This is a genomic window from Crenobacter oryzisoli (assembly GCF_030385785.1).
GTDB classification, from domain to species: Bacteria; Pseudomonadota; Gammaproteobacteria; order Burkholderiales; family Chromobacteriaceae; genus Crenobacter_A; species Crenobacter_A oryzisoli.
Genome location: NZ_JAUEDK010000007.1, coordinates 99,837 through 123,404 on the forward strand (window position 1 = coordinate 99,837; position 23,568 = coordinate 123,404).

The 23,568-nt window shown below is 65.4% G+C and carries 25 protein-coding genes; 11 read left to right on the forward strand and 14 right to left on the reverse strand.

Annotated features, from left to right (window positions below):
• Positions 1-2: 2 nt before the first annotated feature.
• On the reverse strand, positions 3-773 hold the full coding sequence (locus QU481_RS05970) for a response regulator (RefSeq protein WP_289829011.1): 771 nt from the start codon (positions 771-773) through the stop codon (positions 3-5).
• A gap of 201 nt (positions 774-974) precedes the next feature.
• On the opposite strand from QU481_RS05970, the gene QU481_RS05975 reads away from it, so the two are divergent.
• The 3 genes from QU481_RS05975 to QU481_RS05985 all read left to right on the forward strand — a co-directional run bounded on the left by QU481_RS05975 (position 975) and on the right by QU481_RS05985 (position 2,549).
• Positions 975-1,352, forward strand: coding sequence for a hypothetical protein (locus QU481_RS05975; protein WP_289829012.1), 378 nt, complete (start codon positions 975-977; stop codon positions 1,350-1,352).
• 332 nt (positions 1,353-1,684) lie between these two features.
• Positions 1,685-1,885 (forward strand): hypothetical protein, encoded by a 201-nt coding sequence (locus tag QU481_RS05980; RefSeq protein WP_289829013.1) that lies wholly within the window; start codon positions 1,685-1,687, stop codon positions 1,883-1,885.
• Positions 1,886-2,111: 226 nt separating this feature from the next.
• On the forward strand, positions 2,112-2,549 hold the full coding sequence (locus tag QU481_RS05985) for a hypothetical protein (RefSeq protein WP_289829014.1): 438 nt from the start codon (positions 2,112-2,114) through the stop codon (positions 2,547-2,549).
• Positions 2,550-2,662: 113 nt separating this feature from the next.
• On the opposite strand, the gene QU481_RS05990 is transcribed toward QU481_RS05985, so the two are convergent.
• Together QU481_RS05990 and QU481_RS05995 are read right to left on the reverse strand one after the other, a co-directional pair.
• A complete protein-coding gene (locus QU481_RS05990; protein WP_289829015.1) occupies positions 2,663-3,232 on the reverse strand; it encodes a YqiA/YcfP family alpha/beta fold hydrolase in 570 nt (189 codons plus the stop codon).
• 147 nt (positions 3,233-3,379) lie between these two features.
• On the reverse strand, positions 3,380-4,156 hold the full coding sequence (locus tag QU481_RS05995; protein WP_289829016.1) for a substrate-binding periplasmic protein: 777 nt from the start codon (positions 4,154-4,156) through the stop codon (positions 3,380-3,382).
• 116 nt (positions 4,157-4,272) lie between these two features.
• Here QU481_RS05995 and metH point away from each other — a divergent pair, with 116 nt between their 5' ends.
• Positions 4,273-7,995 carry a methionine synthase gene (gene metH, locus QU481_RS06000; RefSeq protein WP_289829017.1) on the forward strand — a complete coding sequence of 1,241 codons (3,723 nt, stop codon included), beginning with the start codon at positions 4,273-4,275 and terminating at the stop codon, positions 7,993-7,995.
• A 277-nt stretch (positions 7,996-8,272) separates the two neighbouring features.
• On the forward strand, positions 8,273-8,491 hold the full coding sequence (locus QU481_RS06005; protein ID WP_289829018.1) for an HP1242/YdcH family protein: 219 nt from the start codon (positions 8,273-8,275) through the stop codon (positions 8,489-8,491).
• Between the two features lie 1,250 nt (positions 8,492-9,741).
• On the opposite strand, the gene alr is transcribed toward QU481_RS06005, so the two are convergent.
• From alr to QU481_RS06020, 3 genes are all read right to left on the reverse strand, one after another.
• Complete coding sequence (alr, locus tag QU481_RS06010; protein WP_289829019.1) at positions 9,742-10,968, reverse strand: alanine racemase; 1,227 nt, start codon at positions 10,966-10,968, stop codon at positions 9,742-9,744.
• A gap of 265 nt (positions 10,969-11,233) precedes the next feature.
• Positions 11,234-11,809: a hypothetical protein gene (locus tag QU481_RS06015; protein ID WP_289829020.1), complete on the reverse strand. Its 576-nt coding sequence runs from the start codon at positions 11,807-11,809 to the stop codon at positions 11,234-11,236.
• A gap of 248 nt (positions 11,810-12,057) precedes the next feature.
• Positions 12,058-12,273, reverse strand: coding sequence for a Lar family restriction alleviation protein (locus QU481_RS06020; RefSeq protein ID WP_289829021.1), 216 nt, complete (start codon positions 12,271-12,273; stop codon positions 12,058-12,060).
• Between the two features lie 250 nt (positions 12,274-12,523).
• Here QU481_RS06020 and QU481_RS06025 point away from each other — a divergent pair, with 250 nt between their 5' ends.
• Positions 12,524-13,459 carry an alpha/beta hydrolase gene (locus tag QU481_RS06025; RefSeq protein ID WP_289829022.1) on the forward strand — a complete coding sequence of 312 codons (936 nt, stop codon included), beginning with the start codon at positions 12,524-12,526 and terminating at the stop codon, positions 13,457-13,459.
• 71 nt (positions 13,460-13,530) lie between these two features.
• Here QU481_RS06025 and QU481_RS06030 read toward each other — a convergent pair whose 3' ends face one another.
• Positions 13,531-14,100, reverse strand: a complete 570-nt coding sequence (locus QU481_RS06030) for a helix-turn-helix domain-containing protein (protein WP_289829023.1) — start codon at positions 14,098-14,100, stop codon at positions 13,531-13,533.
• A 75-nt stretch (positions 14,101-14,175) separates the two neighbouring features.
• Here QU481_RS06030 and QU481_RS06035 point away from each other — a divergent pair, with 75 nt between their 5' ends.
• Complete coding sequence (locus QU481_RS06035; protein ID WP_289829024.1) at positions 14,176-15,075, forward strand: DMT family transporter; 900 nt, start codon at positions 14,176-14,178, stop codon at positions 15,073-15,075.
• 60 nt (positions 15,076-15,135) lie between these two features.
• On the opposite strand, the gene QU481_RS06040 is transcribed toward QU481_RS06035, so the two are convergent.
• A complete protein-coding gene (locus QU481_RS06040; protein WP_289829025.1) occupies positions 15,136-15,633 on the reverse strand; it encodes a M48 family metallopeptidase in 498 nt (165 codons plus the stop codon).
• Between the two features lie 82 nt (positions 15,634-15,715).
• Positions 15,716-16,069, reverse strand: a complete 354-nt coding sequence (locus tag QU481_RS06045; protein ID WP_289829026.1) for a hypothetical protein — start codon at positions 16,067-16,069, stop codon at positions 15,716-15,718.
• A 478-nt stretch (positions 16,070-16,547) separates the two neighbouring features.
• Here QU481_RS06045 and QU481_RS06050 point away from each other — a divergent pair, with 478 nt between their 5' ends.
• On the forward strand, positions 16,548-17,039 hold the full coding sequence (locus QU481_RS06050) for a glycine zipper 2TM domain-containing protein (RefSeq protein WP_289829027.1): 492 nt from the start codon (positions 16,548-16,550) through the stop codon (positions 17,037-17,039).
• A 135-nt stretch (positions 17,040-17,174) separates the two neighbouring features.
• Here the strand turns inward: QU481_RS06050 and QU481_RS06055 are convergent, their stop codons facing one another.
• From QU481_RS06055 to QU481_RS06065, 3 genes are all read right to left on the reverse strand, one after another.
• Positions 17,175-17,951: a lysozyme inhibitor LprI family protein gene (locus QU481_RS06055; protein WP_289829028.1), complete on the reverse strand. Its 777-nt coding sequence runs from the start codon at positions 17,949-17,951 to the stop codon at positions 17,175-17,177.
• A gap of 182 nt (positions 17,952-18,133) precedes the next feature.
• Positions 18,134-19,435 carry an MFS transporter gene (locus tag QU481_RS06060; protein ID WP_289829029.1) on the reverse strand — a complete coding sequence of 434 codons (1,302 nt, stop codon included), beginning with the start codon at positions 19,433-19,435 and terminating at the stop codon, positions 18,134-18,136.
• Between the two features lie 233 nt (positions 19,436-19,668).
• Positions 19,669-20,124: an Lrp/AsnC family transcriptional regulator gene (locus QU481_RS06065; protein WP_289829030.1), complete on the reverse strand. Its 456-nt coding sequence runs from the start codon at positions 20,122-20,124 to the stop codon at positions 19,669-19,671.
• Between the two features lie 127 nt (positions 20,125-20,251).
• Here QU481_RS06065 and QU481_RS06070 point away from each other — a divergent pair, with 127 nt between their 5' ends.
• The 3 genes from QU481_RS06070 to QU481_RS06080 all read left to right on the forward strand — a co-directional run bounded on the left by QU481_RS06070 (position 20,252) and on the right by QU481_RS06080 (position 22,091).
• Positions 20,252-20,872, forward strand: a complete 621-nt coding sequence (locus QU481_RS06070; protein WP_289829031.1) for a LysE family transporter — start codon at positions 20,252-20,254, stop codon at positions 20,870-20,872.
• Between the two features lie 127 nt (positions 20,873-20,999).
• A complete protein-coding gene (locus tag QU481_RS06075; RefSeq protein WP_289829032.1) occupies positions 21,000-21,377 on the forward strand; it encodes an oxidoreductase in 378 nt (125 codons plus the stop codon).
• A 177-nt stretch (positions 21,378-21,554) separates the two neighbouring features.
• On the forward strand, positions 21,555-22,091 hold the full coding sequence (locus QU481_RS06080; protein ID WP_289829033.1) for an acyloxyacyl hydrolase: 537 nt from the start codon (positions 21,555-21,557) through the stop codon (positions 22,089-22,091).
• A 6-nt stretch (positions 22,092-22,097) separates the two neighbouring features.
• Here the strand turns inward: QU481_RS06080 and QU481_RS06085 are convergent, their stop codons facing one another.
• Both QU481_RS06085 and QU481_RS06090 read right to left on the reverse strand, forming a co-directional pair.
• The gene (locus tag QU481_RS06085; protein WP_289829034.1) at positions 22,098-22,493 is read right to left on the reverse strand and encodes a LysR substrate-binding domain-containing protein; all 396 of its coding nucleotides are present in this window, start codon (positions 22,491-22,493) and stop codon (positions 22,098-22,100) included.
• Between the two features lie 64 nt (positions 22,494-22,557).
• A complete protein-coding gene (locus QU481_RS06090; protein WP_289829035.1) occupies positions 22,558-23,547 on the reverse strand; it encodes a serine/threonine protein kinase in 990 nt (329 codons plus the stop codon).
• Between the last annotated feature and the right edge of the window lie 21 nt (positions 23,548-23,568).

Here is a 23,568-nt window from a genome sequence, read left to right on the forward strand (position 1 = left end):
TCTCATTCGCGCGGCTGCCCGTCCGGCACGAAGACGTAGCCGTAGCCCCACACCGTCTGGATGTGGCGCGCACCGTTGTCGCCGCTGTCGAGCGCTTTCCGGAGCCGCGACACGTGTACGTCGATGCTGCGATCGAGCGAGTCGCCGCCGCCCTTGCCCAGCGCCATTTCCATCAGCTGTTCGCGCGTCAGCGGCCGGCGCGGGTGGGCGGCCAGCACGGCCAGCACCGCGTACTCGGCGCTGGTCAGCGCGACCAGTTGATCGTTGCGGCACAGCTCGCGACGTCCCAGGTGCAGCACGAACTGGCCGAATTCGATCACATCGTCGGCGGTGTGGCTGGCGGTGAGCGCCGGGGTGGCGCGGTGGCGGCGCAGCACGGCCTGCACCCGGGCGGTCAGCTCGCGTGGGTTGAACGGCTTGGCGAGGTAGTCGTCGGCGCCCATCTCGAGGCCGAGGATGCGGTCGATGTCCTCGCCGCGTGCGGTCAGCATGATCACCGGCAGGTTCTCGCCCTGCGCGCGCAGCCTGCGCACCACCGCCAGCCCATCCTCGCCCGGCATCATCACGTCGAGTACCAACAGGTCGGGGCGGTTGCGCGACAGCTTGCGGTCGAGGTCGCGCGAGTCGGGCAGCGTATCGACACTGAAGCCTTGCTGGGACAGGTAGCGGCTGAGCAGGTCGCGCAGTTTGGCGTCGTCGTCGACGACGAGGATCTTGGCGTTGTCCATGGTGATGCCTGTGGTGAACGGGGCGGGCCGGCGTGATGCGGGCATGCCCGATATCGTTGGGATGGTATCAGGGTAGCGTGTTCGAGAACGCCGGTCAGCTCTGCCCGGTCAATAATCGTTAACAGGGGGCCGCGACGACATACTCGTTAACATTCGGCCGGCGTTTACACTCGTTAACATTCCGCGCGGCTTCGCACACGCCCAGGCAACACCTGATGGCTAGACTGCTTTCATCCGGAGGAGCAAATGACGATACATCGACTGAGCTTGACCCTGCTTGGCGTGGCGTTGATGGCGGCGAGCGCCGGCTATGCGCTGGCGGGCGAGCGCGACACCGAGCAGCCGCGCGCGGCGCTCACCGCCTTCGTCGCCGCGGTCGAGTCCGGTGCGTTGACCGACGCCGAGCTGGCCGAGCTGGCTTCGCAGCGGGCGATGCTGAACCGCCGCTGGGAAGCCATCCGAGCAGGCGGCCAGCCGTTGAGTGCCGACCAGCAGGAGGCACTGCGGCAGGATGGCATCGTCTACTCGGCCACAGTCCGGGCGTTGGCCGAAAACGGCGTACGCGGGCCGGCGCGCAGCGAAGACGAGGTGCACGCGGCGCTGATCCGCTTCATGCCGGCCTAGGCCGAGCGACGAGAAGAGCCAGTAAAAATCGGTGCCCAGGGATCTTTGCTCGTTGTTTTCAACCCAGGTCCGGCGCGCGTTTCTTCGTGATTCAGGCGACGCGCGGCCGGTGGTCCACTTAACCCATCCTACGCCTGAGGAAGCCTGTATCCCCGACATCTCCGACATCGGTATAGAATCGAACTATGATACGTAGCATGCTTTGTGGTGGGTTACTGCTACTTGTCCTGACGAATGCACCAGCCTTTGCCGGGCCGCCTCCATGGGCCGGCCACGGTGGGCAGGGGCAGCAGGATTCGGGACAGGATCGTTACCGCCTGCGAAACCTGCGCTTGCAAGAAGCGATCCGCAACGGCGATATCAGCCCGGATGACGCGCGCCAGTCGCGCCGACAGGAGCAGGAGCGCTGGCAGCAGCACCAGCGCGATCAGCAGGACCGACCCGCGTTTGACGAAGGCCGCGACCCGTCGCGGCGGGGAGCGCCCAGCAATCGCTGGCGCGACCGCCTGCGCGATAACTATCAACGCGACTGAGCCCGTCGAACGCGTCGCTTGCCGAGCAAGGCCGTTTTGACGTTAGGGAACCTCAAGAACCATCGCGACCTGCTCGCAGGCGGGGCGATTGGCGCAGCTACCGGAATGGGCGCTTTGCCCTGGGGCCTGGCCGAGCGGATGCCGTATCCGCACGCGCAAAGCGCCGCCCAGCGAAGCTGTCGCGCAGCAGGTTTGTCGAGGTGTCGATAGCCAGGGGAGTCGCGTGATGCGCAGGATCGCCGGAATCGCCGTGCTGTTCGGAGGGCTGCTGCTTGGCACCACCGCCTCCGCTGCCGCCGTATCCGATTGCCGCAACGCCATCGCGCCGCAACGCTGCGAAATCGCCCGCCAGGGCATGCTGTCCTGTTCCGATCTGCCGCCGGAACAGCAACGTGCCTGCCAACAGGAATACACCCCCCCGCTCAATTGCCGCCGTTCCCGCGACAGCCGCCGCTGCGACAGCCTGGTCGCCGCACAGCAGAGCTGCGACCGCTTCAGCGGCGCCGAGCGGCGCCAGTGCATCCGTGCCCGGCTCACTCCCCCTGACTGTTCGCGCGCCGCCGATCAGGCGCGCTGCCGCCGTCAGGTCGAGGCCGACAACGCCTGCGCCGAGAGCTTCGGCAACGAGCGTCGCCGCTGCGTGAAGGGCCGCTACGGCTATTGAGCCAGCCTGGTTCCGCCCCCAAGAGTCTGGTTGGAGTCTGCCGCGTGCGGTTTTCAAGGAAGATATCGGCACGCTAGGCGCGGGAGCCCCGGTCAGGGCCGCACAGCAAGAGGCTATTCCCTGCACCACCATGCCAGCAGCGCCGCCAGACACTCCGGCCAGCGCTGCAGGCGGTGGTCGTCGCCGTTGAACACCGTCTGGCGGCAGCCGGCGAAATGCAACGCCGCCTCGCGCCAGTTCAGCGTCTCGTCGGCGCTGCCGAGCACCAGCCAGTAACGCCGCGGGTCGGGCCGGGCGATGTAGGCGGCCTTCAGTTCGGCCAGGTGCTGGGTGGTCAGCGTGTAATCCTCGCCAGTGTATGGATTGTGCTGCGGGCCGAGGTGGTCGGTGAGCAACGCGAACGGCCGCACCGCCGGGTTGATCAGCACCGCGCGCCGGTCGTAGCGTTCGGCCAAGTAGGTCGCGTAATAGCCGCCCAGCGAGCTACCGATCAGCAGCGTGTCGGGCGGCAGGCGGTCGATCAGCGTGCCGGCGAGCGCGAGAGCGGCGGCCGGCGCATACGGCAGCGTCGGGCAGTGGAACGCGATCTCGGGAGCGTGGACCGCGAGCCAGGCGGCGGTTTCGCGCGCCTTGGCCGATTGCGAGCTGGAATTGAAACCGTGCAGGTAGAGGACGGCGGGCATCGGATGCTCCGGTGGCTGGGCTTGGCCGAAGCGTAGCCCGCAGCGGCGGCGCTGCCAAGACGGCAGCGCCGGACCCGGCAATGAGGGACCGGTCGGGCTCGGCGCAGTCCGCAGGCACTTCCCCTTACCTGCGGCCTTGCCGTGCGCTTAGCGGTTACCCTGCCACTGGTAGCGGCGGAAGATGGTCTTGATCTCGCCGGTGCGCTTCAGGTCGGCGATCGCCTGATTGAGCTGCGCAACCGACCAGGCCGATTTCGGCGCCACCGCGCACATCGTCGGCAGCATCGTCAGCGTCATCGGGTGCATCTTCACCTGCCGCGCCTCCTTCGGGTGGCTTTGCGCCCACGAGGCCAGCTCCAGCTCCGAGTTGATCACCACGTCGGTGACCCCGACCAGCAGCGACTTCATCTGCAGGTCGGCGCGGGTATCGCTGACCTTGGTGGCCTGGCGGCTATGCCACAGCGGCTCGACGCTGGCGTACGAGTAGCCGAGGATGGTGCCGACCCGGTGGCCGGCCAGCTGGTCGACGCGCTGGATGTTGGGCATGTCGGTCTTGCTGACGATGCGCTCGATCTGCGGGTAGATCTCGTTGGTCCAGCCGAGCTTGTCCGGGCTGCGATACCAGGCCGGGTTGGCGTTGCACACCACGTCGACGCGACTTTGCTCGATGCTGCTGTCGATCCGCTTGCGCGATAGCACCTGGTAGCGCGCCTGGGTGCCGAGCGCGCGCGCCAGCGAGTCGCCGATTTCCTTCGACAGCCCGCCTACTAGTCCCGGCTCGTCGCCGCCGGACAGTTTGACAATGGCCGGGCCATCCGACTCCGCGACTCCGATGGTCAGTGCAGGCGGCTCGGCAGCATGAACCTGGGAGCAGGCCCACAATCCCCCCAATAGCACCGGTAGTGCCTTATGAATCAACCGCATATCTTTGTGCCTTGTTGTTATTAACGGTGCCGGGTGAGGCGATGGCGACATGGTAAGATGCCTGCAACACACGGCGCTATGCCGTACATATCTAGCCGTTACTTGCCCATATTGCCATGACGAACGCCATTGTCCACCCGCTGTCCGCCCTGCTCGACCGTCGCATCCTGATCTTGGACGGTGGCATGGGTACCATGATCCAACGCCACAAACTCGAAGAGGTTGACTACCGCGGCGAACGTTTTGCCAATTGGCATTGCGACGTCAAGGGCAATAACGACCTCTTGGTGCTGACCCGCCCCGACGTGATCGGCGGCATCCACCAGGCCTATCTCGACGCCGGCGCCGACCTCATCGAGACCAACACCTTCAACGCCACCTCGATCGCGATGGCCGATTACGAGATGGAATCGCTGGTGTGGGAAATCAACCACGCCGCCGCGAAACTGGTGAAGGACCTGTGCGCGGCCGAGACCGCGAAGAACCCGGACAAGCCGCGCTACTGCGCCGGCGTGCTCGGCCCGACCAACCGCACCTGTTCGATCAGCCCGGACGTCAACGACCCGGGCTACCGCAACGTGACCTTCGACGCACTGGTGGAAAGCTACACCGAGGCGATCGACGGCCTGGTGAAGGGCGGCGCCGACCTGCTCTTGGTCGAGACCATCTTCGACACGCTGAACGCGAAGGCGGCGGTGTTCGCCATTCACCGCTATTTCGACGAGCGCCCGGACGTCGCGCGCTTGCCGATCATGGTGTCCGGCACCATCACCGACCAGTCCGGCCGTACCCTCACCGGCCAGACCACCGAGGCGTTCTACAATTCGCTCGCACATGCTGACGCGATCTCCTACGGCCTCAACTGTGCGCTCGGCCCGGACCTGTTGCGCCCCTACGTGGAAGAGATGGCGCGTATCTCGGCGAGTTACGTGTCGGTACACGCCAACGCCGGCCTGCCGAACGCCTTCGGCGGTTACGACCTGTCGCCCGAAAACATGGCGGTGTCGGTGAAGGAATGGGCCGAGTCGGGCCTGATCAACATCGTCGGCGGCTGCTGCGGCACCACGCCGGACCACATCGCCGCGATCTACCAGGCGGTGAAGGACGTTGCGCCGCGCAAGCGCCCCGACATCGCGCCGAAGTGCCGCCTGTCCGGCCTCGAGCCGTTCAACATCGGCGAGGGTGACCTGTTCGTCAACGTCGGCGAGCGCACCAACGTCACCGGCAGCCGCGCGTTCGCCAAGCTGATCCTCAACGGCGACTACGCCACCGCGCTCGACGTGGCGCGCCAGCAGGTGGAAAACGGCGCGCAGGTGATCGACATCAACATGGACGAGGGCATGCTGGACGCCCACGCCGCGATGGTGCGCTTCCTCAACCTGATCGCCGCCGAACCGGACATCGCGCGCGTGCCGATCATGATCGACTCCTCAAAGTGGGAGGTGATCGAGGCCGGCCTGAAATGCATCCAGGGCAAGGGCATCGTCAACTCGATCTCGATGAAGGAAGGCGTCGACAAGTTCGTCGAACAGGCGCGGCTGATCCGCCGCTACGGCGCCGCGGTGATCGTGATGGCCTTCGACGAGGTCGGCCAGGCCGACACCTACGCCCGCAAGGTCGAGATCTGCGAGAAGAGCTACCGTATCCTGGTGGACGAGGTCGGCTTCCCGCCCGAAGACATCATCTTCGACCCGAACATCTTCGCCATCGCCACCGGCATCGAGGAACACGCCCGCTACGGCCTCGACTTCATCGAGGCCACCGGCTGGATCAAGCAGCACCTGCCGTATGCCAAGATTTCCGGCGGGGTGTCCAACGTGTCGTTCTCGTTCCGCGGCAACAACAAGGTGCGCGAGGCGATCCACGCGGTGTTCCTCTACCACGCCATCAAGCAAGGCATGACGATGGGAATCGTCAACGCCGGCGCGCTGGAGGTGTACGACGAGGTCGATCCGACCCTGCGCGAGCGCATCGAGGACGTGGTGCTGATGCGCGCACCCAAGGACGGCGGCGACGCGACCGAACACCTGATTGCCCTGGCCGAACGCTTCAAGGGCGACGCGGCCGGCGAGAAGAAGGCCGAGGACCTGTCCTGGCGCGAATGGCCGGTGGAGAAGCGCCTGGAGCACGCGCTGGTGAAGGGCATCACCACCTATATCGTCGAGGACACCGAGGAGGTGCGCCTGAAGTCCGAGCGGCCGATCCACGTGATCGAAGGCCCGCTGATGGACGGCATGAATGTGGTCGGCGACCTGTTCGGCGCCGGCAAGATGTTCCTGCCGCAGGTGGTGAAATCGGCGCGCGTGATGAAGGCGGCGGTGGCACACCTCGAGCCGTTCATCGAGGAAGAGAAGATCCGCATGGGTCTCGCCGACGCGCCGGCCAAGGGCGTGATCATCATGGCCACGGTGAAGGGCGACGTGCACGACATCGGCAAGAACATCGTCGGCGTGGTGCTGCGTTGTAACAACTACAAGGTGATCGACCTGGGCGTGATGGTGCCGTGCCAGAAGATCCTCGACGCGGCGATCGAGCACAAGGCCGACATCATCGGCCTGTCCGGCCTGATCACCCCGAGTCTGGAGGAGATGGCCCACGTCGCCAAGGAGATGCAGCGCCAGGGCTTCACCATCCCGCTGTTGATCGGCGGCGCCACCACCAGCCGCGTGCACACCGCGGTGAAGATCGCGCCGAACTACCAAGGCCCGGTGATCTACGTGCCGGACGCCAGCCGCGCGGTCGGCGTGTGCTCGAACCTGCTGTCCGACACGCTGCGCGACGACTTCGTCGCCAGCGTCGCCGACGACTATGCCAAGGCGCGCGCGATCCACGAGGGCCGCGATGCCGCGTCCAAGCTGATCGCGCTCGACAAGGCGCGCGCCAACCGCTTCGCGCCGGACTGGGACGCCTACCAACCGGTGAAGCCGAGCTTCGTCGGCGTGCGCGAGTTCCGCGACTACCCATTGGCCGAGCTGGTCGAGCGCATCGACTGGACGCCGTTCTTCCAGAGCTGGGAGCTGGCCGGCCGCTACCCGCGCATCCTCGACGACGAGGTGGTCGGCGAGTCGGCGCGCGCGCTGTTCGCCGACGCCCAAGCGATGCTGAAGCAGATCGTCGAGGAAAAATGGTTGTCGGCCGCCGGCGTGATCGGCTTCTTCCCGGCCAACAGCGTCGAGACCGACGACATCGAGATCCGCGATCCGGCCACCGACCAGGTCGCGATGGTGTGGCACAACCTGCGCCAGCAGATCCCCAAGGCGCCGGCCAACGACGACCCGGCCAAGCCCAACTGGTGCCTGGCCGACTTCGTGGTTCCACGTGAAACCGGCAAGACCGACTACCTGGGCGCCTTTGCCGTCACCGCCGGCATCGGCATTGACGCGCACGTAAAGCGCTTCGAGGCCGCCAACGACGACTACTCGGCGATCCTGTTGAAGGCGCTGGCCGACCGCCTGGCCGAGGCGTTCGCCGAACGGATCCATGAGCGGGTGCGCAAGGAGTTCTGGGGCTATGCCGCTGACGAGACGCTCAGCAATGAGCAGCTGATCGACGAGGAATACCGCGGCATCCGCCCGGCGCCGGGCTACCCGGCCTGCCCGGACCACACCTCCAAGACTGGGCTGTTCAAGCTCCTGAACGCGCCGAATATCGGCATGACGCTGACCGAGGGCTATGCAATGCTGCCGACCGCGGCGGTGTCGGGCTTCTACTTCGCCCACCCGGACAGCCGCTACTTCGGCGTCGGCAAGATCACGATGGAGCAGGTCGAGGACTACGCGCGCCGCCGCGGCGTGAGCGTGGAGCAGGCCGAGCGCGACCTCGCGCCGGTGATCGCGTAAGCGTCGATGACAAACCCCTCCCTGCGTTGTTGCGCTGCCCTGCCGTACTACTTGTACTGTCTGCGGCAGCGCGTCTAGCCAGGATCGCTTCGCTGGGATTTGTCGGCGACGCCAAGCCCCACGCTGGCCAAATCCGTCCAAGCCACCCTTCGGGGTGGCTTTTTGCTGCGTTCGTCGGCGCGGCGGCGCCATCGTTCCTGTCGGCCGGCTGGGCGGCGCCTAACATGGAAGGGTAAGGCTCCCCGCCGGGGCGCCGGCTAACCCGAGGAGAAGGCCCATGTTTCCCGAATACAGCGAGCTGATCGCTCGCCTGCGCCAGGAAGACCCGCAATTTGGCCAATTGTTTGATCAGCACTGTGCGCTCGACGAGCGCATTCGCAACATGGAGGAGCGCATCGAGCTGGCCAGCTCGATGGAGATCGAGGTGTTGAAGAAGGAAAAGCTGCACCTTAAGGACATGCTTTACTTCCGGCTGAAAAGCGTCGCCCCGCACTGATGAGTTGTCGGCGGCGTTGATTGTGGAGGTCCGGCACGACCTGCCCTTGCCCTGAAGGCAGAGCCGAGGGGTAATGCCGTTCACTTAAGGAAAAAGCACCGCCCACCAAGGTGGAAAAACGGTGCTTTTTTGTTACTTCCAAGCGTTCTTCGAAGCTAAAATCCGGACTGAACGGCTTAAGTGAACGGCATTAGAGCCGAGGGGGCCGTTTGCTATGCCCACCTCCTGCTCGGGTAGCGTCTTGCCGGCGCTGCCGGTGCGGCTGCTCGAACGGTTGCCGTTGGCTCAACACGTAGGATGGGTGGAGACGCTGGTGTCGTCCCCCTCTTGTTGTTTGGCCAAGGTGAGTGGGAATTGCTGCCTTGTCGGTCTCGCCCGACCGGCGAGTTCCTTTTAGCTACGCAGCAACTTCGTTGTCTTGCTTCGCCAAGAAAAGGAACCAAAAGAAGGCGACCCCCGCGACGACGGCCCGCTATGCGGGTGGCCCTGCGGGCGCCACGGCCAACGGGAGGCTGCGCAACTCGCACCGACTGCGTCGGTACTCGGACAGTGCTCGCGACTACCCCCGTTGGCCGCACCGTCCTCGGCGGCGGCGAAGGGGATGGAGGTGGTTGTTTGCAACTGACGTGAAGGGGCTCGGTTTACCCCGTGGCCTTGCGGCGTGATGGCTGCGTTTTCTGGTCTCTGTGGATAAAGTTCAGGTTGGCGACTTTGCTGTGGATAAGCGAAGGTTGGCTGAACAGGATGGCTGCAACTTCGATTAAGTGTCCGGTTGGTGAAAGCGTCGTTGTTCGGCAAACGTTAAGTGCGCATAGAGTATGCCGCGACGTTTTCCTTACGTTGTCCCAACCGCTGCAGTCGACTTGCTCACCCCCCTTCTGCGCTGCCGAGCGATCGTCAAGCGGCCAGGTCTTAAGCCGCCGCTTGTTTGAGCACCGCGATGTTAGCGCGGGGCGAGTTCGGCGGCGCCTGGCCGCTTGGCAGGCGCGAGGGAAGCCGAAGGCCCGCGCGGTGGGGTCGTCTCTCTTTGGGTACTTTCTTTGACGAAGCAAAGAAAGTACCTCGCCGGTCGGGCGAGACCGACAAGGCAACGGGGCCCCGCAATGTTGGCCGCAGGGACGGACGGCTTAATGCAAGCGCTGAGCAACCTTGGGCTGACCCCTACCCCCAATAAAAAAAGCCGCCCTCGCGGACGGCTTCCACTCCCCTCTTCCGGGCCTCCTTCACCCGGCCGGCTGAACCGGGAGCCCTCAGTTCTTCAGGATCTTCGGATTCGAGTTGCCCCACACCGTGTACAAGTCGGCCAGCAGTGCGCCGTTGATGTTCTCAACCTCGTCCTGGGTGATCTCGGCCTTGCCCTGCTTGCCGAACAGCACCACCTCGTCGCCGGCCTTCACGCCCGGCACGTCGGTCACGTCGACCATCAGCGTGTTCATCGACACCTTGCCCACCACCGGCACGCGCTGGCCGTCGATCAGCACGAAGCCCTTGTTGGTGAACACGCGGCGGTAGCCGTCCGAATAGCCGACCGGGATGTTCGCGAGCTTCGAATCGCGCTTCAGTGTGAAGGTGCGGTCATAGCCGACGGTGTTGCCGGCCGGGTAGCTGTTCACCGTCGCGACGCGCGACTTGAACTGCATCACGCGCTGGTACTCGGTGCGCGACGGCACGGTGTCGCCGAACAGCGCGCCGCCCGGGCGCACCATGTCCAGGCGTGCTTCCGGCACTTCCAGTGTCGCGAACGAGTTGGCGCAGTGCACCGTCACCTTCTTGCGGTCGAGCTTGCTGTGGGCGAACAGCCAGTCCACGTCCTGGTTGAACACCGCCAGGCCCTTCTTGACGTCGTCCTTGTCCTCGACCGGGAAGTGCGTCATCACGCCGACCACCTTCAGACCGCGCTGCTCGGTCATCGCGACCGCGTCCTGTTTGCCCTGCTCGGTGGCCATGTCCACGCCATTGCGGCTCATGCCCGCCGAGTTCAGCGCCAGGTGTACTTTCAGCGTGCGGCCGTGGCGGCGTGCCAGCTCCCCGGCTTCGCGGGCCAGTTCGGCGTTGCCCATCAGCTCTTCCATGTTGTACTTCAGCGCGGCGTTGATCTCCTGCAGCGTGGCGGTGCGCACCCGCACCAGTCGGCCCTTGAAGCCGCTGGCGCGCACCACGCGCGCCTCCTCATTGCTGGCGATGCCCACGCACGGCACACCGGTCTTGATGATGGTCGGCATCAGCAGGCCGATGCCGTGGCCGTACGCGTCGGCCTTCAGGATCGCGCAGATCTGCGACTTGCCGCCCAGCTCCTTCTGCAGCGTGCGGATATTGTGCTCGAATGCGGCACGGTCGATCTCCACCCAGGCGTTGCTGGCGGCGACGCTGACGGCGGCCTTGCCGTTGCTGGTGGTGAGCGGCGGTGCGGCCTGCACCTGGCCATTCAGGAACGCCAGGCCCAGGGCCAGCGACAACACGGTACGGGTCATTTTCATGGTCGTTGCTCTCTCCACGGGGCCGTGGCCGGCCCCTGCTTGTTATGAACGGCAGCGGGCCGATGTATGGAAAGTCATGCCATACAAATCGGTTTTGCTGCTAGGAGATGCTATGGCCATGGTTGCGGCGCGTCATTTGTTATCGCGACAAAAATATTCAATTTTCAACTTTTTGCTTCGCAAAAAAACGCTATTGGGATAGATAAGGGAGCTGGCAATGAGAAAGGCAGCCTGATGGCTGCCTTTCTTCTGGCCGGGACGCAGATCAGTTCTGCGTGGGCTGTTTCGGCGCTGGGTTAGTGCTGGGTGACTGGCCCGCTACGTCATTCTTCGTGGCGTTCAGGCTGTGCCGGTCGGCGGCACGCTCTTGCCCCTTGTCGTGATCCGCCGCCCTCAGCCCATTCGAGTTCAGCGCGCCCTTGTTGCTGACGTGCGCCAGGTTATGCGCTTTGTCGCTCTTCAAGTCGTGCCGGTCAGCGGCACGCTCTTGCCCTTCGTCGCGATCCGCCGCCTTCAGCCCATTCGAGTTCAGCGTCTTCTTGCTGCCGATGTGCGTCTTGCTGTGGTGATGGGTTTTGCCGCTCTTCGAGCTGTGCCGATCAGCGGCCCGCTCGCGTCCCTTGTCGCGGTCCGTCGCATTCAGCCCGTTCGAGTTCCGCACGCTTTTGCTGCTGACAGGTGCAGCGGCGTTGCCGCTGGCATGGTTCGCGCTATGCGCGCTGCCATCATGTCCGCCGCCATGGCCGCCACCGCTACCATGACCATTGCCGCCGGCGAAGGCGAGGCTGCCCGCCCCAAAGAGGGCCACTGCCGCCACTACGGCCAGAGTCTTGCTCGACATGTTTGTTCTCCCGTTATCGTTGCCGGATTGCTGATGCCTTGTGCACCGCATGTAAATGCACGGTTAGCATATGTAAAGTTGGCGGCAAGGACTGTTAAGGAGTGTTAACAATTGATAAGGCGGGGGCGGTGCGGAAGCCGGGGAGCGGACTGGGTTGGTGTGACTGGTGTGGAATGGGCCAGCTGTACCCCGCGTCGGCGGCGGGGTCACAGGTTGTCTTGGCGACGGCTACTGTAGGGTTACTCGGTTCATTTCATCGCGTTCCACTTCAGGATCGCTTCCTTCTTGTTGTCGGTCTGCGGGCCGATCGCGGTGCAGTTGCCGTAGCCCAGGTAGCCGCTGCACTGCACCCAGAAGCGGTGCGAGCCGGAGCGGCCCAGTTCCGCGGGAGCGCCGCACTTCGGGCAGGGTTTCGGGGTGAGCGGCGTCGGGTTGTTCATGGCGGGTTTGAAGTCTTTGGTCATCATGTGTTCATGATACGGCGCGGGACGCGCCGCTCCTAGCCTATCGCGACCAGTACGACCGGGGGCGCAGTTACCGGCGCCGCGGCGAGGAGCCGGGTTCGCCGTGGGCTGAACGGGTGCTGGCTTGAAAACGCACGGCCGGCTGCCCGATGGCGCCGTCCTGTCGTTGCGGGCATGTCGGACTCGGCTATGCTTCAGGAATATTTGTGCGCTGCGTCAGGTGCCGCACCACTTATCAAGGAGTGTTCCGATGCGACAAGTCAGCCCCAAACTGGCCGCCTGGTTGGCCGAACTGAATCGCCTGAACGAAGAGGCGATCAGGAACGGCTACCTCGCCACCGTGATCAGCGCGCGTGAGGCGCTGGCCAGGCTGACCGCAGCCTTTGTGCCGCCCGGCCCGGTGATCGCCTGGGTCAACGACGAACTGATCGCTGGCCATGAGTACACCGTGCCGGTGCGCATCTACCACCCGGCGCCGACCGAGGCGCGCGCGGTGATCGTGTTCTATCACGGTGGCGGCCATATGGCTGGCAGCGTGGCGGTGTACGACCCGATCTGCCGGCGCCTTGCCGCAGCGACCGGCCAGATCGTGGTGTCGGTCGATTACCGTCGCTCGCCGGAGAACCCCTACCCGGCCGGGCTGACCGACGCCTACACCGCAGCGCGCGGGGTGTGGGGCGCACTGCGGAAGCGCCAGTTGCCGTTCCGCCGCGAGCTGACGCTGGCCGGCGATTCGGGCGGCGGCGCGTTCGCCGCCAGCGTCAGCCGGCTGGCGCAGTTCGACCCGTCGCTCGCCATCACCCGCCAGGTACTGATCTACCCCAGCCTCGACTACACGCTGCGGATGCCGTCGGTGGCCGAGAACGGCGAGGGCTACTTCCTGACCGAGAGCCGGGTGGCCTGGTATTTCGATCACTACTTCCAGCATGCCGAGAACCGCCTGGCGCCGTCGCCGCTGTATGGCGAGTTCACCAGCCGGCTGCCGAAGACGCTGGTGATCACCGCCGGCTTCGACCCGCTGCGCGACGAGGGTGTCGCCTATGTCGAAAAACTGCGCGAGATCGGCGTGCCCGCCGAGCACCTGCCGTTCAACGACCTGCTGCACGCCTTCCTGAACCTGGAGGCGATGATCGCTGAGGAATGCGCGGCGACTTATGCGGCGATCGCCCGCTTCGTCAATGGCTGACTACCGATAGCTCTTCCTTGCTTGTGGCTCGCCGGGTCGAGCCCAGCGTGCGGGCTTCCGGGCTGGCTGTGCTATTCGGCTGTGCCAGCCCCCGCCAATAGTACGTTCTTGGTGAATACGAGCGGCGTGCTGCCGGGGTTAAGGTAGGTGTAGCGGCAGTCGGAAGCATAGGCGATGGAGTCGCCGGCGCTGAGCTGGCGCACCTCTTCGGGCAGTTCCAGCCGCAGCGTGCCGGCCACCACGTAGACGATCTCGTGGCTGCCGGCCGGGTCGGCATCGGCGTCGTAGCGTTCGCCGGCCCCCAGCTGCCACTGCCACAACTCCACCGTCTGGCGGCCCTGGCGCACGCTCTGCAACAGCGTGCCGTGGCTGTCGCTGCGCTGCCAGACCCGCACCGGGCTGGCCGGGTCGGTGCCGGCCTCGTGCACGAGCTCGGCGAAACTTAGCCCCAGCGCGCTGGCGAGGCGATCGAGCGTGGCGAGGCTGACATTGCTCTCCCCCGCTTCGATATTGACCAGCATGCGTCGGCTGACGCCGGCGGCGGCGGCGAGCTTTTCCTGGCTCAGTCCCTTGCGCTGGCGGGCGGCGCGCAGGTTGGCCGACACGGTGAGGATCACGGGCAAGGTGGCGGAATCGGTCATTTGAGCACTATATTGCACATTGATGAATATGTGCAGTATAGTGCACCAATCCGTCTTACATTGTCGAGACTTCCCATGAGTGCCACCACCTGCCTGGACGCGCTGCCGCCGCGTCGTTCCCTATTGCCCGATGCCGTGCTGGTCGTCATCACGATGATCTGGGGCGGCACCTTCCTGGGGGTACAGACCGCGCTGCAGTGGGCCGGGCCGTACGGCTTCGTCGCGCTGCGCTTCGGCGCCGGCGCGCTGATCGCGATGGTGCTGGCGCGCCGAACGCTGAGCGGTCTGACCCGCGCCGAGCTGCGCGCCGGTGCCGTGGTGGGCAGCGTGCTGTTTTTCAGCTACTCACTGCAGACGCTCGGTCTCGCCCACATCGCCAGCAGCAAGTCGGCGTTCCTGACCGCGCTGTACGTACCGTTGGTGCCGCTGTTCAGCTGGCTGCTGTTCCGTCACCGCCCGGCACTGGCCGCCTGGGGCGGCGTGCTGATCGCGTTTGTCGGGCTGCTGTTGCTGTCCGACCCGCGCGGGCTGGACTTCCATTTCGGCATCGGCGAATGGCTGACGATCGCGGGGGCGGCGGCGATCGCGCTGGAGATCTGTCTGGTCGGCCGCTACGCCGGGCGTTGCGAGCCGCGCCGGGTGACGGTGGTGCAACTGGCGGTGGTGTCGCTGCTGGCGACGGCGGCGATGCTGGTCAGCGGCGAGTCGCTGCCGCAGCCGACGCCGGGCCTGATCGGCTGCGTGCTGGCGCTGGGCCTCTCCACCGCGGCGATCCAGGTGGCGATGAACTGGGCGCAGAAGACCGTGCCGGCCACCCGCGCGACGATCATCTTCGCGATGGAGCCGGTGTGGGCGGGGCTGGTCGGCTGGCTGGCCGGCGAGACGCTGACGGTGCTGGCGATCAGTGGCGCAGCGCTGATCGTGGCGAGTGTGCTGGTCAGTCAGCTGGGGGTGAAGGATACGGCCACAGCCTGAGCGTTCGACCAATCCCGACAAGCAAACAGCCCGGCATCGCCGGGCTGTTTGCATTGGGACTCAGCCGCCCTGGCGCTGCCAGGTCAGCCAGACGCGCAGGTCGAACTCGCGCTGGTGGTAGTCCGGCTCCATGTGGCAGCACAGCTGGTAGAAGGCCTTGTTGTGGTCCTTCTCCTTCAGGTGAGCCAGCTCGTGCACCACCAGCATGCGCAGGAAGTCCTCCGGCGCATCGCGGAACAGGCTGGCGACGCGAATCTCATTCTTGCTCTTGAGCTTGCCGCCCTGCACCCGCGCGACGAAGGTGTTGGTGCCGAGCGTGTGCTGCACCGGGTCGAGGCGGTTGTCGTACAGCACCTTGGAAAGCGGCGACGTGTTGCGCAGATAGCGCTGGCGCAGCGCCTCGACGTAGTCGTACAGCGCGCGGTCGGTCTGGACCGGGTGCGCCGATTCGGGGTAGCGCTGCGCCAGCCAGTCGCCGAGCCGGCCGGTGTCCAGCAGCGCCTGCACGCGCTGCTGCAGCTCGGCCGAATAGCCGGCGAGATAGGGTAAGGACGCCATGGCGGTCGAAAAGAAAAACAGGCCGCCATTGTAGCGCGTCGTCCGGCGGCCGGGTGCGGAACGCCGCCGGGCGGGGTTGCGGTCAGCGCAGGGCGGCGTCCTGTTCGACCAGGTACGCGGCGATCGCCGCCTGCCAGCGCGGCGCGAGCCCCGCCTCCCCGCAGGCCGGCAGCTTACGGCGCGGTTGCTCCTTCAATTGCAGATCGGCGCCATCCGCATCGAACCACAGCTCGCCTTCGGCGAAGCGGCGGTACTGCAGCGGCTCACGCTCCATCGCGCGAAAGGTCAATGCAAGCGGCGATGCACCGTCCAGCCACAGCCAGTGGTAGACCCGGTTCTTCGGGCTGTCGGGGGGCAGGTCGAGGCGCTTGATTTCGACCAGCGCGGCGTGCTCGTCGGCAAAGGCAAACAGGGGGCGAAAAGTCGGGGTCGGCATGGCAGGCTCCGGGCAAACGCAGGGGACGAGGGACGAGGTCGGCCGAACGGCCGACAGCGTTGGCAGTATGGCAAGGTGGCGGCGGGTGGCCAAGGCTGACATGCCTCCTCCCTGCCGGGCGGTCGCCTGACGGCCGTGTCATGCCGCGGCATCATGCGCCGCAGCAATGCGCTCAACGCGTGGTGGCGCGGTGCGGGGCGAGCCTGGCGGGGCGCGTCATATGGCAAGGCAGCATCGCAACACGGCATGGCGGGCCAGCGACGCTTAACGACATCGCTAACAACCCCCGGTGCCGTGCCCTCGCGTGTAGTGGATCAAACGGCACAAGCCGCTGGCAAGGCCGAGCGACAAAGTCAGCAGGGCGTTGTTAGCGGCGCTTAATATTTGCTAACACAGATTCACAGGACATACCTACCGACCCGCCTATACTCCTCCCTCGCCAGCAGTGCCTGCTGCTTCTCTCGGAGATTCGCCCAACATGAAAAGAATTCTGCTCACCGCCCTGCTGCTGGCTGCCGCCGGCGCCGAGGCCGCTACCTTTACCGATTACGCCACCGTCGTGCGCAGCGACCCCCAATACAGCACCGTCACGGACAACTGCCCGGCACCGGTGCAGAACAGCGGCGACGTCACCAGCGCCGTCGGCGGGCTGATGACCGGCGAGAACGGCGGCGCGCTGCTCGGCGGCATCGTCGGCGGTGTGCTCGGCAACCAGGTCGGCGGTGGCCGTGGCCGCACCGCCGCCACCATCGTCGGCGCGCTCGGCGGTGCGATGGCTGGTCGCCAGATCGCCCAAAACCGCACCGGTGTCCAGCCGCAACCGGTGGCACAAGCCTGCACCAGCCACCAGGCGGTGACCGGCTACGCGGTCACCTACGAATACCGCGGCCAGCGCGAGACGGTCACCATGCCGTACAATCCGGGCAAGAAACTGGAACTGACGGTCAGCGCGCAGCCGGTGGTGCGCTGAACCCCGATTTTGCATAATCGACATAACGACAAAAAAGGTTGGCTTTGGCCAACCTTTTTTGTTTCAACCATCCGAGCGTGCAGGCGTCTCGGAGACAAGTGCTGGCATGCCGACAAGAGCGGGTTGGATTTCTGGTCAGTTGAAGCGGATAGAGGCGAGGGTCTTTTGTTCGCGGTCTTCGAAGTCATCGATGTAGTTGGGACTGACCATAAGGTAGCGCCTACCGTTGCTGATCACGGCTATCGAGCAGTCCCACTGACGTGAGACGCCGCAGCTATAAGTGCCCTTGACCCCCTGCCAGCCTATGCCAGAGAGCTTGGTGGTCGGAACATAGTTGATGGATCCACCAAGCTCTGTTTCGCTAGCCGTTACCCACTGGCCCTTTTGCTTCTTGAAGAGTTCACTGGATTCCAGGGCGCGTTTCAAATCACCTTCTCCCAGGCTAAATAGCAAGATTTCTCCGTAAGTTATCTTGTGTTCGCCCAGCTCGAATCGTGGGCCGCTCGTGGTGACGGTTTTTCGTTTCAGGTCAACCGTCACGGTGTGGTTGGCGGGATAGCGGAACTGGACGCCCAGGGCCTCGTTGCGGAAGGTCTTCCACGGAGCCGGCTTCAGTGCCTTCAGCTCGTCCAGCCGTTGTTGATAGGAGGCCGCGAGGCAGGCCGCATCGTGGCAGGTTTTGCGCACGCTTTTCAGCCAAGCGATCTGGCTCTTTTGCACTACTGTTGGGTTGTTCACGGTTTCGAGCGCGTTTTCATACGCCACGGCTAACTGCTCATCCAACTTCGAGACGGGCGGTGAGGTGCAGATCAGTTTTTCAATTGGGGAGGTGTCCTGCACGCAATTGAAACTGGCAGCCAGTGCCATCGGTGCTACGGTTAGGTTGGCGAGGGTAAGGACGATTTTGTGCATGTACTGGCCGATCCTAAATATCCAAATGGCATTATTTTGGGCGTGGCCAGAGTGCTTGTAAAGGAGGCTGGATGATTAGGAGCCTTGACCCTCACGCCATGTCTGCTGCCAGAGCGGACAGGAAGGCGTGCAACAAAAAAGGTTGGCTTCAGCCAACCTTTATTTTGGAGCAGGGACTTCGCTCAGACCGTGGCGTTCGCCTCGCCGTGCACGTGGGAGCGGCCGGCGCGCATCAGGCGCAGCGTAGCGAACAGCGCGCACACCGCCGCCACGCTCAGCCACACGCCCGGCATCGCCTTGTTGCCGGTGGCGTGGATCAGGTAGGTGGAGATCGCCGGGGTGAAGCCGCCGAAGATCGCGGTGGCCAGGCTGTAGGCCAGCGAGAAACCGGTGGTGCGCACCGCCGGCGGCATCACTTCGGTCAGCGCCACCACCATCGCGCCGTTGTAGCTGGCGTAGATGAACGACAGCCACAGTTCGACCAGCAGCAGGCGGCCGAACGACGGGTCGCTGGTCAGCCACAGCATGGTCGGGTAGGCGGTCACCAGCATCAGCACGGTGAAGGCGATCAACAGCGGCTTGCGGCCGACCCGGTCGGAGAACATGCCCATCACCGGCAGCCAGAAGAAGTTGGAGATACCGACGCAGACGGTGACGATCAGGTTGTCGACCTCGCCGAGCTTCAGCACTTCCTTGCCGAAGGTCGGGGTGTAGGCGGTGATCATGTAGAACGACACGGTGGTCATCATCACCAGGAAGGCGCCGTTGAGCACCAGGCCCCAGTTCTGGCGGATCGAGGCGAAGATCTGGCCGAGGGTCGGATGCTGCTTGCGCTGCTTGAACGCCTCGGTCTCCTGCAGCGAACGGCGGATGATGAACAGGAACGGCACGATCAGGCAGCCGACCAGGAACGGTACGCGCCAGCCCCACTCGATCATCACCTCCTTCGGCAGCAGGCTGTGCAGCAGCACGCCCAACAGCGCGGCGAAGATCACCGCCACCTGCTGGCTGGCCGACTGCCAGCTCACATAGAAGCCCTTGTTGCCCTTGGTGGCGATTTCGGCGAGGTACACCGATACGCCGCCCAGCTCCACGCCGGCCGAGAAGCCCTGCAGCAGCCGGCCGACCAGCACCAACAGCGGCGCGGCGATGCCGATGCTGGCGTAGCCGGGCACACAGGCGATCAACAGCGTGCCGGCGGCCATCAGGCCCAGCGTCACCAGCAGGCCGACGCGGCGGCCGTGGCGGTCGATGAAGGCGCCGAGCACGATCGCGCCCAGCGGTCGCATCAGGAAGCCGGCGCCGAAGGTGACCAGCGACAGCATCAGCGAGGCGAATTCGCTGCCGGCGGGGAAGAAGGTGTGGGCGATGGCGGTGGCGTAGAAGCCATACACCATGAAGTCATACATCTCGAGGAAGTTGCCGCTGACGACACGGAACACCGTGCGCGCCTGCGACTGGCGGGTTGGGGTGGAACTGGACATGGGGTTTCTCGCTCTGGGGGCCGGGGCCCGAGTTATGGGGGGGCGCCGCGTGTTGTTCTTCGGGGCGCGGTCGCCGGACACCTATCCTTGCGAGTTGAACTGTAGCGCTGGGCCGGCATGTCGACACCTTAGGGAATTCCCTAGCTGGGCCGGATGTCATGCGCTGGCGTGACGATGCTGCGGCGCAATAATAAACCCTGCAGAAACCAGGGTTTATTAGGGGCAACGGCCGTTCAGTCGGCGCGCAGCGCGAACGGCTGCAGCGGCCGGATCGGGATCGGCGTCGACAGGATCAGCGCGGTGCGAGTCTCGCCCAAGTGGTTGACGCGCGCCAGCGTCGCCTCCAGGTGGGCGACGTCGCGGCAGGCCAGGCGGAACACGTAGGAGTCCTGTCCGGTGACGTGGTGGCACTCCAGCACCTCGGGCATCTCGTCGAGCAGCGCCAGCAGCGTCGCCTTGTAAGGCTGCGGTACGGTGATGCCGATCAGCGCCTGCAGCGGATAGCCAAGCTTGTCGGCCGCCACCTCGGCACGGTAACCGCGAATCACCCCGGCTTCCTCCAGCCGGCGCAGCCGCTCCGACACCGCCGGCACCGACAGGCCGGCGACCTGGGCCAACTCGGTCAACGACAGCCGTGCATTGGCCTGCAGCGCGGCGAGCATCTTCCAGGCCTTGCCGTCGATTTCCATTTTTCTGTCTCCTTGGTTGTTAACGAAAAAATAGCAGCCGAAAATGCCATCTTGCCTTAAATCCGGCATGGGCAAGCGGGCGGGCGGCGCTCACACTGATCACGACAAATCACGCGAGGATAGACTCATGAGCGGGGTGGCATTGTTCAGTCAGGCACTATTGGTCGGTTGGGCGATTGCGGCACCGGTCGGGCCGATCGGGCTGTTGGTGATCGAGCGTACGTTGCGGTACGGCCGCGCGGCGGGCCTGGTGACCGGGCTCGGCGCCGCGTCGGCCGACGCGCTGTACGCCACCGTCGGCGTGGCTGGCCTCGGCATGCTGACCGCCTGGCTGACCCGGCTGGCCCTACCGCTAGCGCTGTTCGGCAGCGGCTTCCTGATCTGGCTAGGAGTGGCCACGCTGCGGCGCGCGCCGGCCGAACGGGCGGCGGCCGGGGCCGGAGCGGGTCTCGCCGGCTATGCCGTCAGCGCGTTCGCGCTGACGCTAAGCAACCCGCTGACCGTGCTGTCGTTCGTCGCGGTGTTTGCCGGGCTGGCCGGGCGACAGGCGCCCGGCGCGGTGGCCGGTGTGGTGATGATCACCGGAGTGTTTTGCGGGTCGGTGCTGTGGTGGCTGATGTTGGCCGGCACGGTCGGCTGGTTGGGCGGCAAGCTGTCGACGTGCTGGCGGCGACGGATCGACACCCTGTGCGGTTTGCTGCTGCTGGGCTTCGGGGCGGCGCTTGGCGTGCGGGCGCTGCTCGGCTGAGTGGCGGCCCGGTCGGCGGGTTCCACGTGAAACGACCCATGGGGTACAGGGTTTGACACGGGTCAAGAATCCGACGTTGCAAATATCGTATTGTGATACGCATATTTACGACATGATGTTTGCCGTTATGAAACCATTTCGCATTGCAGTGATAGGCGCAGGCGAAACCGGCACTCCGCTGCTGGCTGCCTTGCTGAGCGCCCCCTACGTCGAGCTGGTCGGCGTTGCCGAACTCGACCATGCAACTGCCGGCGTCCAGATGGCGCTGGCCCACGGCGTCTATGTCACCCGCGACTTCACCGAGCTGGCCCGGCGTGGTGACGACATCGACATCCTGATCGATGTCACCGGCGTCCCCAGCGTGCGCGAGACGCTGCGCCGGCTGATGCGGGAAACCGGCAATGACCACACCTTGATCATGCACGAGCGTATCGCCTTGCTGTTGATGTCGCTGGGCTGCGGCCGACTGGCGGACTCCCGGCACGAGTTGGTCGGTTACGCCTGAGCCGGGTCGGCGGCGTGTGATGCCGGGCATAAGGGTTTATCGTCGGGCCCCCCGCTGCCTTTCTTCGCCCTGTAATGACCGTTCGGACGAGTCGTGCCGTGTGGCGGCGACGGACGGTGCGAGGTGCCGTGTAACGCCTGCTTAAAGGAGCTATCACATACTCAGGAGGGATCGGCCATGTCTCGTTCTGGGTGCGTGCTCATGGGCTTGTTGCTCGGCGGCCTGCTGTCGCCAGCGCAGGCCGTCGATTTGATCAGCGGTTCGGTTGGCGTGATGACCCTGCCGAATGGGCCGGGGGGCGTCGACGACTATCGCGTCGGGCTGGGCTGGGTGCTGCCATGGCAGTGGTGGGACAACAGCATCGGTGTGCTGCAAACCCGCGCCGAGCTGGTCGGCGGCTACACCCGGACCACACTCGATCCGGTGTGGACTCTGATCGCCGCTCCCGTGCTGCACTACCAGTTCAAGACCTCGCGCCCCGACTCGGGGCCGTTTATCGAACTGAGCGTCGGCGTCGCAGTGATGAACAACCCCAAATGGTCCGACTCTCGCGACCTGAATACCCACTGGCAGTTCGCCGACCGGTTCGGCATCGGCTACGCCTTGGGCCACCATGAGCTGAGCGCCAACTACCTTCACCTCTCCAACGCCGACATCAGCAGGCCGAACCCGGGGGGCGATCTCGGGATGCTGCGCTACAGCTACCGCTTCTGATGCGGTTCAGCCCGGCGTCTCGCCCTGCAGCAGCGGTATTGCCAGGGCGAAATCGGACAGGTGCTCGAGCAGCACCCTCACCTTGCGCGGCAACTGCTGCTGCGGCCATACCGCGTAGATCGGACGTTGCGGCGTGCGCCAGCCGGGCAAGAGCCGCACCAGCCGGCCGCTCTCGATCGCCTCGTGACAAAACGGCAGCGGGCAGTACAAGAGTCCCTGCCCCGCTTCGGCGAGGCTTACCGCCAACGCCAGCTCGTTGAGCCGGCAGCGCCCTGCGGGGGACAGTTCGATCTGTTCCTTGCCGACGCGAATCGCCAGGTCGGCGCCGTGCCGCCACAGGTCCTCGTTCTGATTGCTTAGCGTCAATTCCAGCCGGATCGCCGGCCAGGCGGCACACGCCACCTGTTAGCCGGCGCATGCAAAAACAGCTTGGTCGTCGACCAGGCTGTTGTCTGTCAGGAGGGGCTCACACCGGCCACAGCGGCGGCTCGTCCATCAGCGCGATCTGCTCGCGCAATTCCAGGATGCGGTCTTGCCAGTAGCGCGGGCTGTCGAACCAGGGGAAGGCGGCCGGAAACGCCGGGTCGTGCCAGCGCCGCGCCAGCCACGCGCTGTAGTGGATCAGCCGCAGCGTGCGCAGCGCTTCGATCAGGTAGAGCTCGCGGCCATCGAACTCGCGGAAGTCCTCGTAGCCGGCCAACAGGTCGGCGAGCTGGCGGCTCTGCTCGGCGCGCTCGCCGGACAGCAGCATCCACAAGTCCTGCACCGCCGGGCCCGTGCGGCAGTCGTCGAAGTCGACGAAGTGCGGGCCGGCATCGGTCCACAGCACGTTGCTGGCGTGGCAGTCGCCGTGCAGCCGCAGCATCGCGACGTTGCCGGCGCGCTCGTAGCAGCGCGCCACACCGTCGAGCGCCTGGCGCGCGACGCCCAGATACACTTCGCGCAGGTCCGGCGGCAGGAAGTCACTGCCGGTGAGGAAGGCGAGCGGCTCCTCGCCGAAGCTGTCCGCATCGAGCGTCGGCCGCTCGGTGAACGGCTTGATCTCGCCGACCGCGTGGATGCGGCCGAGGAAGCGGCCCAGCCATTCGAGCACGTCGGCGCGGTCGAGCTCCGGGGCACGCCCGCCGCGGCGCGGGTAGACCGCGAAGCGAAAGCCGGCATGGCTATGCAGCGTCTCGCCGCCGAACGCCAGCGGTGCGACGACCGGAATCTCGCGTTCGGCCAGCTCGGCGACGAAGGCGTGCTCCTCGCGGATCTGCGCGTCGCTCCAGCGCTCGGGGCGGTAGAACTTGGCGATCAGCGGGGGGGCATCGTCCAGGCCGACCTGGTAGACGCGGTTTTCATAACTGTTGAGCGCGAGCAGGCTGCCGCTGACCGGCAGGCCGAGGCCTTCCAGGGCGGAGAGCAGCGTGTCCGGCGTCAGCGCGGCGAACGGGGGGGCGAGGTGGGCGGTCATGGTGTCATTATACGGCCGCCG